The sequence below is a fragment of the Maridesulfovibrio sp. FT414 genome (assembly GCF_050916235.1).
Taxonomy (GTDB): Bacteria; Desulfobacterota; Desulfovibrionia; order Desulfovibrionales; family Desulfovibrionaceae; genus Maridesulfovibrio.
Map to the genome: position 1 here is coordinate 3939843 of NZ_CP104854.1, position 14742 is coordinate 3954584.

Here is a 14742-nt window from a genome sequence, read left to right on the forward strand (position 1 = left end):
CGACGGGGGCAATCTTCCCTTAAAATGCATCGGAACCGATGCGATCCCTTGTTATCATAGATAAGTAAGGCCGCCTTTTCCCTGGAGGCGGCCTTACTTATGGCTAATGCTTATGCTTTGTTGGAACAACCCAGCACGTTAACGATCTTGTGACGGACCATTTCCTTGACGGCCTTGCGAGATTCGCCAAGGTAGCCGCGCGGATCGAATTTAGTGGGGTTCTCGGCGAGGAACTTGCGGATGACCGCAGTCATGGCCAGACGGATGTCTGTGTCGATGTTGATCTTGCAGACAGCCTTGGAAGCTGCCTTGCGCAGCAGTTCCTCGGGTACACCCTTGGCTCCGCCGATTTCAGCGCCGAATTCGTTGGCCATGGTTACGTATTCCTGAACAACGCTGGAAGCTCCGTGCAGAACGATTGGGTATTTGGGCATCATGGAACCGATTTTGTCCAGACGGTCAAAGTCGAGTCTGGCTTCGCCGGTAAATTTATATGCGCCGTGGCTGGTGCCGATGGCGATGGCGAGAGAGTCGCAGCCGCTGCGTTCCACGAATTCTACTGCTTCGTCAGGATCGGTGTAGATGGTCCTGTCGGATACAACGTGTTCTTCCACTCCGGCAAGGCGACCCAGTTCTGCTTCAACCCAGACACCCTTGTCGTGGGCATATTCAACAACTCTTTTGGTCTCAGCGATGTTTTCTTCAAAAGGAAGATGGGAGCCGTCAATCATTACAGAGGTAAAACCGCCGTCGATTACTTCCTTGCAGATCTCGAAGTTTGCGCCGTGGTCAAGGTGGAGCACAACGGGCAGGTCAGTTTCCATCAGGGCGGCTTCCATGAGTTTGGTTATGTAACCCAGTCCGGCGTATTTTTTGGCTCCGGCGGAAACCTGCAGAATAAGGGGAGCTCTCTCCTCGCTGCCGGCTTCCATGATTCCCTGAATGATCTCCATGTTGTTCACGTTAAACGCGCCGATGGCATAGCCGCCGTCATAGGCCCCTTCAAACATTTCTTTAGGCGAAACGAGTGGCATTAACTCCTCCTTGGTGGAATAGCCTGGATTATTCAAGTTGCAGGTTTGTCCGGGGTAGAGCAGCAGACAATTTTCCCTGGCGACTGCTGCGCACCGTAATCCGGAATCAATTACCGCATTCGGTTCAAATTGATTCTTTATATACTATATAGAAACAAAATGTCCACACACAGAACAAATTGTATATGAACTAGCTTTTCAAACATTTCTCCAGTGTGACAATTGCCGCACGGTCGGTGAAATCAAAATGCAGCGGAGTCATGGTTACATATCCGTTGCTTAGAAGATCCCGGTCTGTTCCGGGGCTGATTTTTTCTTTGGGCATAACACCGTCGAGCCAGTAATAGGTGTGACCTCTTGGATCCTGACGGACTTCATACCAGTCCTGCCACGATACCCGGGTGTGCCTGCATATTTCAAGTCCCTTGGTCTCCGAAATTGGGATGGCCGGGAAGTTCAGGTTTACCACGGTCTTCGGCTCAAGGTCCGCCCACGGAATTTTTGAAAGGAGGTCAGCACAATAATCGCCCTGACCGCTGAGATCCTTCGGGCTGAAACTGTCATAGGAGACAGCAATGGCTGGGTAACCCATGAGGGCTCCTTCCGTTGCAGCGGAAACAGTTCCGGAATAAATAATATCAACCCCGACGTTTGCACCGCTGTTGATGCCGGACACCACGATATCCGGTTTATTTTCAAGCAGTGTAGTAAGTCCGAGCTTGACGCAGTCCACCGGAGTTCCGTAAACACCCAGCCCGGAGAAGCCGTCCTCCTCGAATTTTTTAACCCGCAGAGGGGAAGACAGGGACACGGCGTGACCTACGGCAGACTGTTCAGCTACCGGGGCAACCACCTGTACCTTCATTCCCGCCCGTTTCAGGGCATGGTAAAGAGCCCTGAGCCCAACGGCCTGGATTCCGTCATCATTGGTCAAAAGTATATTCATCAGTGTCTCCGTCTAAGAAAGGCGCAAAAAAAAATTGGACGCTTTCATGTGGTTTGACTATGTATACAGATTCCGGACAGTTGTTGTTCAGACAATCCGTTGCCGGTAGAATGACAACGCCTACGGGCGAGGTATCAAAGCAATTCAGGAATAGCAAGAAGTGTCGCAAAAAACTACATATATTAAAGATTTTATAAGCGGGGAAAGGGTGAGAGATCTTTTCCTCGTGGGCGAGGCCCAACTGCGTGAATCAAGGAACGGACCGTTCTGGAACCTGCGTCTTCAGGATAATTCCGGGGCGGTCGAGGCGAAGGTCTGGAGCCCTCTCAGCCAGTCTTTCCCAACTCTTGAGCCGGGTATGTTTGTTGTTGCGGGCGGACTTGTCGGGGCATACAGGGATAAGCCGCAGTTAACCGTAGAGGTTATGGAAATTCTTGACCCTGACAGATGTCGTCTTGACATAACCGCGTTTCTGCCTTCCAGCAAGGAGAAGCCGGAAGACATGATGCAGGAACTGGATTTTCTGATCGCCGAGCACATGATTCATGTCCCGTGGAAGAAGTTCTGCCGCAGGGTGCTCAAGGATGAAGAGATTTATTCCCGATTGCTTACGGCGACCGGAGCCAAGGCTGTGCACCACGCATATGTAGGTGGACTCCTTGAACATACTCTGGCTGTTGCCCGTCTGTGCATGTCCATCTGTGACAATTATCCGCAGGTCGACCGGCAGGTGCTGCTTGCTGCGGCGATTTTTCATGATCTGGGCAAGGCCTGGGAGCTTTCAGGCGGGTTGACCAACGATTATACCGACGAAGGTCGATTGCTCGGTCATATCCACATCGGCGTGGAGGTTCTTGATCCTTTCCTGCGAAAATCACGGGATCTTGATGACAGCCTTAAGCTCCATCTGAAACACTTGATCCTGTCACATCATGGCGAGTATGAATTTGGTGCGCCCAAACGTCCGAAGACCCCTGAAGCATTCATCCTGCATTTTGCGGACAACATTGATGCAAAGATGAATACAATTTTTGCCGAACTTGATAAGCTTGAGGGCGGCAGCTCCAACTGGACTCCTTACCAGAGGTTTCTGGACCGGTATCTGTACAGGCCTGAAAAATCACCGGACGATCCTGGCAGCAAATGTGAACTGAAAAAATCGGAGGCTCAATGTTCATTACCTTTGAAGGGATAGAAGGGACCGGCAAAACCACACAGATCAAACTGCTGAAGGACTGGCTGGAGGAATCCGGCCGGGACGTGATTATTACTCTCGAGCCGGGAGGCAGTCGCATCGGCAAAGAATTGCGTAAGATCCTTCTCAATATGGACAGCACCGATATTACCGGAGAATGTGAGCTGTTCCTTTATCTCGCTGACCGTGCCCAGCACGTCAGTCAGGTGGTGCGTCCCGCGCTTGAAGCGGGCAAGGTTGTCATTTCAGACAGATTTGCTGATTCTACCATCGTATATCAGGGCTACGGCAGGGGACTGGACCCTAAGCTGCTGCGGGAACTTAATGACGTAGCTGTCTGCGGACACTGGCCTGATTTGACTATACTTCTGGATATAGAGCCCGAAATGGGACTAAAAAGGGCTATGACCCGCAACCTGCACGAAAACAAGATGCAGGAGGAGGGCCGTTTTGAGGCTGAGTCTCTGGATTTCCATGGCAGAGTCAGGGAAGGGTATCTCACATGGGCTGCGCTCAATAATGAGCGTATTGTTGTTGTTGATGCCACCAAGACGCCGGATGCAATCTTTGTAGAAATTAAAGCAAAAATTGAGGAATTTATGCTGGATAGAGGATAGATTTCCTTTTTAGACACTGTTGTTGTACTGTTAGTTCTCAGACGCGGCCCATATTTGGGTCGCGTTTTTTTGTGCTTATAGTGCTATGAATTGGTGATTAGTGCGAAATGGTTGTTTGCGACATATTGTTAAAGTGATTTTCCTTAAGTGTGAATCAGTGTATAATTTGTTTGCGCAGTGATATAAGAATTATTATTTTGTGTTATTTGGTGATGTTTTTTTCTATAATTTGATAAAAAAGTCATCCAAATCAATAATTTTGCATTTTGGGTTGACGCTGTCATAGTAAAGTGGTTTAAGAGTAATTAGAATTTTCAATGCGTTGGTAACTGTGTGACAATTGCTATAATTGTGCTGGTTTAGTTGTCTGCATGGGAGCCTATGCTGATAAATTAGTATGCGCTTCGGTTTTGGGTTGGAAATGTTTTCCTGCCCGGATCGAAAATCGGAGTGCCAGAGGGTGATACCCACTGATCTTTAATTAGAGGATGGAGGTTTTTATGAAATTCTCTGTGGGACTCGGAAAGGATGGAGCGGAAAAACGCCTTGAGCAGAATGGCGTATCCCGCCGCGACTTCATGAAGTTCTGCGCTACAACTGCCGCGGTTATGGGAATGGGACCCGCGTTTGCGCCAACTGTAGCTGAAGCTCTGACTCAGAAGAAGCGTCCTTCGGTTGTCTATCTGCACGCCGCTGAATGTACCGGCTGTTCAGAAGCTGTTCTTCGCACTGTATCTCCGTACATTGATGCCCTTATTCTCGACACCATTTCCCTCGACTACCATGAAACTATCATGGCCGCCGCAGGACATGCTGCAGAAGAAGCATTGCATGAGGCCGTTCACTCACCTGAAGGTTTCATCTGTGTTGTTGAGGGCGGAATCCCCACCATCGAAAATGGCGCCTGGGGTAAAGTGGGCGGTAAAAGCATGCTTGAAATCGTGCAGGAAATCGTTCCTAAAGCTAAAGCTACCATCTGTATCGGCACCTGTGCCTGCTACGGCGGTGTTCAGGCTGCTGCTCCCAACCCGTCACAGGCAAAAGGCGTGTCCGCTGCTCTTGGCGGCGTGACTACCGTCAACCTGCCCGGTTGTCCGACCAACCCCTTCAACTTTGTAGGAACTGTAGTTCACTACCTCACCAAAGGTGTTCCTGAACTCGACAGCGACGGTCGTCCGAAAATCTTCTACGGCGAGTCCGTGCATGACAACTGCCCCAGACTCAAATACTTCGACCAGGATCTGTTCGCTCCTTCCTTTGCTTCCGAAGAAGCCAAGAAGGGCTACTGCCTGTACGAACTGGGCTGCAAAGGTCCTAACACCTACAACAACTGTCCGAAAGTCAAGTTCAACCAGACCAACTGGCCTGTTGAAGCCGGCCACCCCTGCATCGGTTGCAGTGAGCCCGACTTCTGGGATGAAATGAGCCCGTTCTACGAGCAGAGCTAGAAAGGTTCCTGCACTGTTATTTGAACTAACTCTCTACTCTATTTGGAGGATTACATATGTCTGGTTGCAAGGCTAAATCGGGTCCTGCTGTAATGGCGACCCCGTTCGATAAGAAATATACCGGTCCGGTAATCGTTGACCCGCTTACCCGAATTGAGGGACACCTCAAGATTGAAGTCGAGGTCGAAAACGGTAAGGTAAGCAATGTATGGAGCTCCTCTCAGCTCTTCCGTGGTCTGGAAATCATCCTCAAAGGTCGTGACCCCAGGGATGCCCAGCACTTTACCCAGCGTTCCTGCGGTGTATGTACCTATACCCACGCACTGGCTTCCACCCGTTGTGTGGACAACGCTGTAGGCGTGGATAAGAAACTGCCCGAAAACGCACGTCTCATCCGTAACCTGGTTCTCGGTGCTCAGTATCTTCATGACCACATCGTGCATTTCTATCATCTGCACGCTCTTGACTGGGTTGATGTTGTAAGCGCACTGCAGGCCGATCCCGTAAAGGCAGCAGCTATCGCCAACAGCCAGTCCTCCCGCGTGACCAAGGCTGAAGACCTCAAGGCAGTTCAGGACAAACTGAAAGCTTTCGTCAATACCGGTCAGCTCGGTATCTTTACCAATGCCTACTTCCTCGGCGGACACGATGCATATTATCTGAAACCCGAAGAAAACCTTATTGCCACTGCTCACTACCTTGAAGGTCTGCACCTGCAGGTAAAAGCAGCCCGTGCAATGGCTGTTTTCGGCGCAAAGAATCCGCACACCCAATTCACCATCGTGGGCGGCGTAACCTGTTACGATTCCCTTTCCAAGGAACGCATCAAGCAGTTCAAGGATCTTTACAATGAAACCATGGCATTCGTTAACGAGTGCTACATTCCTGACCTGCTGATGGTTGCTTCCTACTATAAGGACTGGGCCGGCATCGGTGGTACCCACAACTTCCTGAGTTTCGGTGAATTCCCCGGCGTGGAAGCAGACATCAACAGCCGCTTCCTTGAGCAGGGCGTAATCATGAACCGCGACCTGTCCAACGTTGGCGATTTTAACCCCGATTCGATTAAGGAAGATATCAGCCACAGCTGGTACAACGGCAAATCTTCTCTGCACCCGTATGACGGCGTGACAGAACCCAAGTACACCACTTACGAAGACCGTGACCGTTACTCCTGGATGAAGGCTCCCAGATATAAAGGCGAGTCCATGGAAGTAGGTCCGCTGGCTCAGACCCTTATTTCCTACGCACGTGGAAATAAGGATGTTGTGCCTGTTGTCAATCACGTTCTGGGCACTCTCGGTGTCGGACCCGAAGCACTGTTCTCCACCCTCGGAAGAACCGCTGCTCGCGGTATTGAAACCGTTGTTGTCGGTACCAAGATGGTTGATTGGGTTAACAACCTTGAGGACAATGTTGCTTCCGGCAATACCGACCTCGCGGTTGACTGGGAAATGCCTGATGAGGCTGAAGGTGTCGGATTTGTCGGCGCTCCCCGTGGTGCTCTGTCTCACTGGATCAAGATCAAGGGCGGCAAGATCGAAAACTTCCAGCTCGTTGTTCCTTCAACCTGGAACCTCGGTCCTCGCTGTAACCAGAACAAGATGTCTGCGGTTGAAGAAGCCCTCATGGGAACACCCATCGCAGATCCCAAGCGTCCGGTTGAAATCCTGCGTACTGTTCATTCCTATGACCCCTGTATCGCCTGTGGTGTCCACGTCATTGATGCAAGAACCAACGAAGTTCACAAGTTCAAGGTTCTCTAGCAGTATAGAGTCAAATATTAAAAAGGAACCCGGCTTGCCCGGGTTCCTTTTTATTTTTCTGTTAGCCGTTTATGTTTTCTCGGTATAAGTAGGGTTTTCCTCATTAATTATCTGATATTTTTATTGAATTGTGGATTGGAAGTGCGCTATGGAGTTCTTTAAGGAAACGCAATGAGCTATCTGTTTTGTAGTGGGAATTTTTGGGTGAAGTCCACAAAAGGGTTTTGAAAAAGGGGAGTTCGGGCTGATTGCATCTGTAAAGTAATTTTTGCCTGACCGCCGGAGGCATTCGTATGGATAAGAAGATTTTGGTGCTGGGTGTTGGAAACATCCTGTTTACTGATGAGGGTATTGGAGTAAAGGTTGTAACTGAACTGCAGAAACAGTATTCGTTTTCGCCTAATGTTGAGCTGATGGATGGCGGTACACTGGGTACCAAATTGATGGGCCCCATGATGGAATGCGATTTTCTGATTGTGGTGGATGCAGTGCTTGGCGATGATGAACCCGGTTCTGTTTATCGCTTGACAGGAGATGATTTGCGTAGGAGTCTGGCTTTTAAGGATTCAATGCATCAGACCGACCTGCTTGATACTATGGTTCTGTGTGAACTTTGTGATCGGCGTCCGGAATGTGTGGTTATCGGTGTAGAACCTAAGGATTACCAGACAATGCACGACGAAGTTTCTGATGTTACTCTTGCCCGTCTTCCGTTTATGATGGAGAAGGTACTTGAAGAAGTTGCCGCAGCAGGCGGAAGTTTTGAAAAGCAGGCATAAATTTCAGATAAAGGGGTGTTTTTCATGTGTTTAGCTATTCCTGTAGAAATCCAGTCCATTGAGAATCAGGTTGCCCGTTGCCGAGTAGGTGAGGGTGAAACCTACCTTGACGCTTCTCTTATGCTTATGGGTGAAGAAGTTGAGGTCGGTGATTACCTTATAGTTCATGCCGGATTTGCTCTGCGTAAGCTCGATCCCAAAGAAGCGGAAGAAACCCTTAAAATTTTGCGTGATATGGTCAAACTTACTGAAGGAGCCGGGTCTGAGGCCTGTTCCTTCTAGATTTTAATTAAATCGTGGTAAATAAAAAATCCCGGCAGTCTCAAAGGCTGTCGGGATTTTTTATTGCTGATATTCTTCTTGAATTACTTTTTGAACTTGCGCTTGAAGCCCAAAAGAGCTGCAAGGGAAGCTCCGAGAATCCAGATTGCGCCTGGGATGGGAGTGGGGGCTACATTTGTGGTTTCTACAACGTAGCCTCTGATCTGACCCGGAACGTCAGCTCCTTCGTCGTTCCACTTGAAACCGTATCTGGAGTCAGCACTGAGGTACACTTCGTTGATGTTTCCGGCGTTGTTCGGTTCTACGGGAGACCAGTCTGTGTAGCTCCATTCCTCGCCGGTAACCCAGTTCCAGTTGTCGGTCGGGGTCTTTCTGTTATTATCACCTGTCTGATAAGCGCCTAACCAGTATGCATTTTGCTGATTATTGAAGATAGTGGTTTTGAAGAAATTATTCTCTTCAGCAGAAGTGATTGTTGCTAGATGACCACCTGCCGCTTCAGCAGCAAGTTTTGCATCAGTCCAGGAAATTCCGCTGCTCTGTACAAGTGTATATTGAGAATTCCCGAAAGAGAAAGTAGAGGCCGCCGCTGGAGCAGCCAGCAGGGTCAATAACAGCAATGTTAAGCTAATGATCGAACATCTTTTCATATTTTCCTCCCCAAGGAAAAGTTGACCTAGTTTTAGTCCTTTATAGATAGCCTAAGCCATGTAGCTAATCAAGTATAAATATATGTAATGAAACGCTCTCAGCCTTTATATTTTCATAAGCCGGAATTGACTAAGTCTATTACTCTTTATCGGATTGTTTCGGTGTTTCTTTAGCTGGGGGAGTTTTTCCTGTTCAATGATAAGGTAACGTGATATTTGTCTAAAACGAAATATTCAGTCGCATTGGAGACATTATGATAAATGAAAGTCGTATTTTGAATTTGTTTTTGGAATTAGTTAAAATCGACAGTCCTTCCCTTGGCGAAAAGGAAGTGGCTGTCTTTTTGCGCAGGATGATGGAGGCCAGAGGTTACGAGGTTAAGGAAGATAAGGCAGGAGAAGCGTGTGGCGGGAATTCCGGTAACCTTGTTGTCCGGGTTCCCGGAACAGGTGGTGGCAGGCCGGTTGCATTTTCAGCTCATATGGATTGCGTGCAACCCTGCATCGGGGTTGAGCCGGTTGTTGAAAACGGTGTTGTGCGAAGTGCAGGCAGCACTGTGCTTGGCAGTGACGATAAGGCCGGGATAGCAATGATCATCGAAGCCATTTGCCATCTTGAAGACGAGGGTATTGCTCATCCGGATATCTATTTTGTATTCTCCATCTGTGAGGAATCGGGGATGCATGGAGCCAAAAATTTCGATACCTCGCTGTTGCCGATTGAGGATGTAGTGATCCTTGATTCAAGCGGGGCACCCGGAACAATTGTGGTTGAAGCCCCCGCAAAGGCCGGTATCAAGATGACATTTACCGGTCGTTCAGCTCATGCCGGCATCGCCCCCGAAGATGGAATCAGCGCCATCCAGATTGCTGCTGAGGCGGTTGCGCATATGAATCTTCTGCGCATTGACAAGCGGACTACCGCCAACCTTGGCCGCATTGAGGGTGGAGCTGCCACCAACATCGTGACCAATTCGGTCTCCCTTACAGCGGAAGCACGTTCATCCCTTGATGAATCGCTGACTGCCCAGCTTGAACATATGGAAAAATGTTGCAAGGACGCAGTTGCGAAGATCGGCGGAGAGTATATTTTTGATTATGAAATCTCATATCCTGCATTGCATGTTGCGGATGATTCAGCGCTGCTGCTCAGGGTTGAGGATTGTTGCAGGAGTCTTGGACTCGACCCCAGAAGGATTTCCACCGGTGGTGGTAGCGACGCCAATATCCTTTATGGTAAAGGTTACAATGCCATTACCATGGGTATCGGTATGAGCAAGGTGCATACCACAGATGAGTATATTGAGATCAAGTCCCTTACCGGATGTGCAGAGCTGGTCGCAGAGATTATGAAAGGCTAGGAGCTGTGTAATACTCATAAAAAAGGGAGACCGTCACGATGTCGGTCTCCCTTTTTTCATTTAGTGAATTTCTATAGGCCTAGTGAGGCAAGCAGGTCGTCAACGTCGCCCTGATCAGCTGCTTCGGTGGGGCCTTTAAGTTCGCTCATCTGGTTTTTAGTTTCATTGTCGAGCTGCTCAAGCGATTTTTCAGGTGCCTTTTCGCGGGCTTTGATCTTGAGCCCTGTGGACATGTAAAGATCCAGAACTATCTTTTCAACGCTCTTGATGGTTTCGATAATGATCTTGATGCGCTGACCGGTGAGGTCCTGAAAGGACAGGGTGGTCATTATGGTCATGATGTCCTGCCCCAAGGTATCATTGATTTCGGACAGTTTTTCACGCTGTTCTTTCTTTACCCCGCCGGATTCAAAAGCCTTGATGATAGCAGCAAGAGCGGCCTGGGTTTCCTGGGTTTTTTCCAGAATATCCATGATGTCCTGTGTTGCTTTTTCGGTAGTGCGCATGATTGCATCAAGCTGGTCAGACGCTTCGTTGAAAAGTTCATCCGGATTTGCATCAACGGATACCTGCATTGTGCTTCCAGCAGGCCCCTTCTTGGCCTTTGCCACTTCCTGATATATGTCGCGAAGGCCGTTCTGCAGATCGATGTTGATTCGGCGGTAGAATTCACCCTCAAGGAGAGTCTGGGACATGCTTTTGGAGATTTCCCTCTGCACTGCCTGAGCAATGCTTTCCCTGAGGCTTTTTGCAAGGTCGTCCGAGACCTTTTCCATCATTTCCCGCACAATCTGATCATCATGAATCACAGCCTACTCCTTCACTTTTTATATACAAGTACAAGGCTAGCCAAGCTTGACTGCCCTGATCTGTCCGCGTTGTTCACTGAATACAAACTGGATGATGGATTCGAGATCATGTTCTCTGATTGTTTCGAATTTCATTGTCCAAGTGTTGCTTGGGGAACCCGGCTGAATCGGGCCGAGAGCACCGGCCAGTCGTAATGGAATCTGTTCGATTTCGATAACAGCTTCCATGCAGCATGGAAGCTGTATTTCCGTGTCCGTTTTGAAAAGCATCCCGTTTCCGGAAATCTCCACAATTTCAAGCTGTACCGGAAAATCTGCGGTCAAGTCTTTCTTGCTCTGCATTCCGAGCAGCTGATCCAGCTTACGGTCGATTTCAATTACATAGACTTTTAACCATTCCGGGACCTTTGAATCGTCAAGATCCTCAGACGGATGTTTTTTAAGACCGCTGAATCCTCGGAACATAGGCTCTTCTCCGGCCGATCTGCATATTCGGCTGTGTCCTTTGATCCGTGTTTTTACACTTGCGTAATGTTCAGTGCGGTCCATTTATCTGCTCCTGAAGGCCCATTAATCTTGCGGATCAATTTCCATGGCCCGAACAGGACAGATTTTGGTGCAAAGTCCGCAGGCGGTGCATTTATCCATATCGAAAACAACAAGCCTTGTATCCGGGGCAAGTGAGAGAGCTCCGGTCGGGCACATGGCGAGACACATGCCGCAGTGCATGCAGGACTCCTCGTCGCGGGAAATCTTCTGGGCAACAGGAATCAGTTTGATTCCGTTTTCTTTCAGGTAATTGATTCCCTTGTGGTAGTCTTCTTCCAAGCCGATTATTTCGAGGGTCATGCTTCCTTCAAGGCGGGGGTTGATGTCTGCCTTGAGAATGTTGAAGCTCAGATTGTAGATTTTTCCCAGATTACAGATAACCGGGCGGCCGGAAACAGTGGAAGGGAATGAAAGATGGATGATCTTGTTAAATGTCTTTTTTTCTGCCATTGGTCTATCCGTTTATATTGTTATTTTAGGTTCTTAAGTATTGATTTGGCCCTGTTTGCCTCTGCAGAGTCCGGAGCTTTTTTGATCAGGTCTTCAAGAATGAAGCGGCCTGATTTAGTCTTGCCCAGTTTAATGAGACATAATCCCTGCTTGAGCAGTGAGGATCTGTACTTGTTGCTGTCGGGGTGCTTGGCGATTACGACCTGATATTTGAGGGCTGCGTTGGCGTAGTCTCCGAGCTGGTAGTAACATTCACCTTCCCAGAAAACGGCGTTGGGGACAAGGTCGTGCTTGGCAAAGGTTTTGGTGAATTCAGCCCAGTCGCGAATTGCTTCCTTATACTTACGTTCCTTGAAGAGTGCCAGTCCCTTGTCGTACAGAGCCTGTGCAGGATCGGCAGGTGCCGGTTGTGCTGCTTCGGAAGCGACAACAGCAGCTATTCCGCCTACTGCTTCAGTTGCATTTGCAATGGCCAACTGTGTTGCTTCATTCTTGGGCGCGGTTGCCTTTATCAGACCAAGGTCAATAGCAAGCTGGCTTTCCAGCGCCAGGCGCATGTTTTCAACCTTATTTGAAAGTTCGCTCAGTGAAACCGTGCTGTTGCTGTCGCCAGCCTCCATGCGGTCCACAATTTCCGACATGGTATTTACTGTGCCCTGAAGTTTGGCCACCTGCATTTTGAGGGCATTAACTTCCGCATACATGTCGGCCTGTCTGGCCTGCATAGGTGAGCTGGAACTTTTTATTTCACTTTTCAGCAGTTCGTCAGATTCACGGAGCTGCCGATCAAGGGTTTCAATTTTACTGTTGAGCTGGGCCCTTGTCTGGCGGACTTCCAGACGGAGGCTGTCCATGTCTGAAGTTGTCACACAACCGCCCAGACCTGTTGCCAAGGGAAAGGCGATAAGTGCGGCAACTACTGTTTTGGTAAGCTTACTCTGCATTGTACTTTTTCCCCCTTTTTCTTCCGAGGATAAAGTAAGCCAGACAGCCTAAAAAGGGAATAAAAATCGCCAGCTGAATCCAGCCGACCTTTTCCATGTTCGAAGGGAATTCCCTGTTGAATGCATCCCAGATAGCGAAGAGGGTCATCGCGGCAAATACACCGACACTGCCGAGGATGATGATCCATGTTTCGAGGGGGAGGGGGGGGATATTTCCGAAGAACATTATAAGCTCCTTTTTTTATTTATGAAAAATAGGTAAATACCAATGCTTAAAAATACAAGTGTTATGATCTGGGTGGTGCTGACCGGTCCAAGTGATCCCCGGTAGTCCGCCCTGAAGAATTCAATAATAAATCTGAAAACAGAAAACAATATCAGGAACAGTCCTGTTATTCTGCCTTCGGACTTGAAGAATTTCTTTGAGGCAAGCAGAATCATGAAAGTCATCAATCCGGCCAGAGAGTGATAAATCTGGGTAGGATGCAACGCCTGAAAGAGTGGGGCAAGGGATTGCGTATCCTTGAAGATTACTCCCCAGGGAAGTTCGGTCGGCTTGCCGTAGCAGCATCCTGCAAAGAAACACCCCAGTCGGCCGACAGATTGCCCGAGAGCTATTGCCGGAGCAAAACAGTCCAGCCAGGGCAGGATGTTCTGGCGGCGTGATTTAAGGTAGAGCACACCTCCGACGGAGCCGAAAATGAACGCACCGGAAAAGACCAGCCCGCCGTTCCAGATCCGAAAAACATTCAGGAGGTCTCCGGAAAATTCCTGCGGATAAAGACCCGCATACAGAAGCCTTGCGCCTATTAGACCGCTGATGATGGCGATAATGCCTGCCTGAGGTGCAAGGAGGTAGTCCATTTCACGGTAACGGGCTTCACGCATGGCCAAGCCAATGGCCAGCAGGCAGCCTGCTGTCAGGTAGACGCTGTAGCTGTATATGTCCAGCGGGCCTATGCTAAACAGAACCGGATTCATCTTTGTTCCTGTAAAGCGAAATTATCATGGCAAATGCACCCACGCAGATGGCTATGTCCGCAACATTGAATGCAGGCCAGTGATATGAACCGTAGTAGAAGTCCAAAAAGTCTGTGACTTCGTGGTAAAGTATGCGGTCAATCAGATTGCCTACTGCCCCACCGAGAATACAGCCGAGTCCTGCGATTTGGAGCGTGTCGCTGTTATTTACAGATTTGAGCAGTAAGCCGATTGCGCCAAGGGCTGCAAAGGTCACAGCAATAAAAAAATTCCGTTGCCAGCTTATGTCCGCGTTGTTCAGAAAACCGAAGGCTGCCCCCCTGTTCACAACATGCACAAGGTTGAAAAATCCGGGAATTATATTATCGGAAGTCCACAGGACCATGCTTTCGCGGACCGCAACTTTTGTCAGCTGGTCAAGAATAAGAACAAGCGAAGAAATTATTCCTGCCAATGCGTATTTATTCATTAAAAACCTTTTTAAATTTGATGCGCTTTGCGTTTTTGACGCTATTTTTCGTATCTGGTGGCCAAAAGAACTGACCTGCACGTTGCATTAAATGACAAGTGAGGCAAGGTGTCACTCAATCAACTCACGCAGCTCACAGGTATTTTTAATTGTTTGTTCAGGGACAAACTGTCGTGCCTTATTGAGAGGTTTTGAGGGATTCCAAAAAAGATACCTTTTGCCACAAATCAGCAATAAGGCGGATTTGTGCATTCCATGAAGGCAACGTCCCCTAAGGGTGACCCATTTGGAGATGGCAAATTAAAAGTATTCTCGTTGGCTCTCGAAAGACGCCGGAGGCGCTGACACGAATGTCCGGACTTTCTTCAAACAGTCTTGGGCTTACTGTGGCACTTAGTGCCGCACTTGTAAATATGCCCCCGGATTCATTAAGAAGCCGGGGGCATTTAATTTCAATTCAGA

At 48.8% G+C, this 14742-nt stretch carries 17 protein-coding genes; 7 read left to right on the top strand and 10 right to left on the bottom strand.

Annotated features, from left to right (window positions below):
• Positions 1-110: 110 nt before the first annotated feature.
• Positions 111-1034: a class II fructose-1,6-bisphosphate aldolase gene (fba, locus tag N7E73_RS17445; RefSeq protein WP_432736202.1), complete on the bottom strand. Its 924-nt coding sequence runs from the start codon at positions 1032-1034 to the stop codon at positions 111-113.
• Between the two features lie 190 nt (positions 1035-1224).
• Complete coding sequence (gene surE, locus N7E73_RS17450; RefSeq protein WP_432736203.1) at positions 1225-1980, bottom strand: 5'/3'-nucleotidase SurE; 756 nt, start codon at positions 1978-1980, stop codon at positions 1225-1227.
• A 160-nt stretch (positions 1981-2140) separates the two neighbouring features.
• Between surE and N7E73_RS17455 the strand changes: the two genes are divergently transcribed.
• The 6 genes from N7E73_RS17455 to N7E73_RS17480 all read left to right on the top strand — a co-directional run bounded on the left by N7E73_RS17455 (position 2141) and on the right by N7E73_RS17480 (position 8067).
• A complete protein-coding gene (locus N7E73_RS17455; RefSeq protein WP_432736204.1) occupies positions 2141-3175 on the top strand; it encodes a 3'-5' exoribonuclease YhaM family protein in 1035 nt (344 codons plus the stop codon).
• Positions 3151-3792, top strand: coding sequence for a dTMP kinase (tmk, locus tag N7E73_RS17460; RefSeq protein ID WP_432736205.1), 642 nt, complete (start codon positions 3151-3153; stop codon positions 3790-3792). The genes N7E73_RS17455 and tmk overlap by 25 nt, the downstream gene beginning before the upstream one ends.
• A 500-nt stretch (positions 3793-4292) precedes the next feature.
• On the top strand, positions 4293-5240 hold the full coding sequence (locus N7E73_RS17465; RefSeq protein WP_432736206.1) for a hydrogenase small subunit: 948 nt from the start codon (positions 4293-4295) through the stop codon (positions 5238-5240).
• A gap of 56 nt (positions 5241-5296) precedes the next feature.
• Positions 5297-7006 carry a nickel-dependent hydrogenase large subunit gene (locus N7E73_RS17470; protein WP_432736207.1) on the top strand — a complete coding sequence of 570 codons (1710 nt, stop codon included), beginning with the start codon at positions 5297-5299 and terminating at the stop codon, positions 7004-7006.
• Between the two features lie 293 nt (positions 7007-7299).
• Entirely contained in the window at positions 7300-7785 is a 486-nt protein-coding gene (locus tag N7E73_RS17475; protein ID WP_432736208.1) for a HyaD/HybD family hydrogenase maturation endopeptidase, read from the top strand.
• Between the two features lie 24 nt (positions 7786-7809).
• Positions 7810-8067 (top strand): HypC/HybG/HupF family hydrogenase formation chaperone, encoded by a 258-nt coding sequence (locus tag N7E73_RS17480; RefSeq protein WP_432736209.1) that lies wholly within the window; start codon positions 7810-7812, stop codon positions 8065-8067.
• An 83-nt stretch (positions 8068-8150) separates the two neighbouring features.
• On the opposite strand, the gene N7E73_RS17485 is transcribed toward N7E73_RS17480, so the two are convergent.
• Positions 8151-8717 carry a lectin-like protein gene (locus tag N7E73_RS17485; protein ID WP_432736210.1) on the bottom strand — a complete coding sequence of 189 codons (567 nt, stop codon included), beginning with the start codon at positions 8715-8717 and terminating at the stop codon, positions 8151-8153.
• Between the two features lie 254 nt (positions 8718-8971).
• Here N7E73_RS17485 and N7E73_RS17490 point away from each other — a divergent pair, with 254 nt between their 5' ends.
• On the top strand, positions 8972-10078 hold the full coding sequence (locus tag N7E73_RS17490) for a M20/M25/M40 family metallo-hydrolase (protein WP_432736211.1): 1107 nt from the start codon (positions 8972-8974) through the stop codon (positions 10076-10078).
• A 71-nt stretch (positions 10079-10149) separates the two neighbouring features.
• Here N7E73_RS17490 and N7E73_RS17495 read toward each other — a convergent pair whose 3' ends face one another.
• From N7E73_RS17495 to lspA, 7 genes are read right to left on the bottom strand one after another with little or no spacing between them, the layout of a single operon-like run.
• Positions 10150-10887 (bottom strand): protein phosphatase CheZ, encoded by a 738-nt coding sequence (locus N7E73_RS17495; protein ID WP_432736212.1) that lies wholly within the window; start codon positions 10885-10887, stop codon positions 10150-10152.
• A 36-nt stretch (positions 10888-10923) separates the two neighbouring features.
• Positions 10924-11436 (bottom strand): hypothetical protein, encoded by a 513-nt coding sequence (locus N7E73_RS17500; protein WP_432736213.1) that lies wholly within the window; start codon positions 11434-11436, stop codon positions 10924-10926.
• Between the two features lie 21 nt (positions 11437-11457).
• Positions 11458-11886 carry a 4Fe-4S binding protein gene (locus N7E73_RS17505; RefSeq protein ID WP_432736214.1) on the bottom strand — a complete coding sequence of 143 codons (429 nt, stop codon included), beginning with the start codon at positions 11884-11886 and terminating at the stop codon, positions 11458-11460.
• Positions 11887-11906: 20 nt separating this feature from the next.
• Positions 11907-12830 (bottom strand): tol-pal system protein YbgF, encoded by a 924-nt coding sequence (gene ybgF / locus N7E73_RS17510; protein ID WP_432736215.1) that lies wholly within the window; start codon positions 12828-12830, stop codon positions 11907-11909.
• A complete protein-coding gene (locus N7E73_RS17515) occupies positions 12820-13056 on the bottom strand; it encodes a PLD nuclease N-terminal domain-containing protein (protein WP_432736216.1) in 237 nt (78 codons plus the stop codon). The genes ybgF and N7E73_RS17515 overlap by 11 nt, the downstream gene beginning before the upstream one ends.
• Positions 13056-13811 (bottom strand): prolipoprotein diacylglyceryl transferase, encoded by a 756-nt coding sequence (gene lgt / locus N7E73_RS17520; protein ID WP_432736217.1) that lies wholly within the window; start codon positions 13809-13811, stop codon positions 13056-13058. The genes N7E73_RS17515 and lgt overlap by 1 nt, the downstream gene beginning before the upstream one ends.
• The gene (gene lspA, locus N7E73_RS17525) at positions 13792-14280 is read right to left on the bottom strand and encodes a signal peptidase II (protein ID WP_432736218.1); all 489 of its coding nucleotides are present in this window, start codon (positions 14278-14280) and stop codon (positions 13792-13794) included. Before lspA ends, lgt begins: the two co-directional genes overlap by 20 nt.
• Positions 14281-14742: the final 462 nt, after the last annotated feature.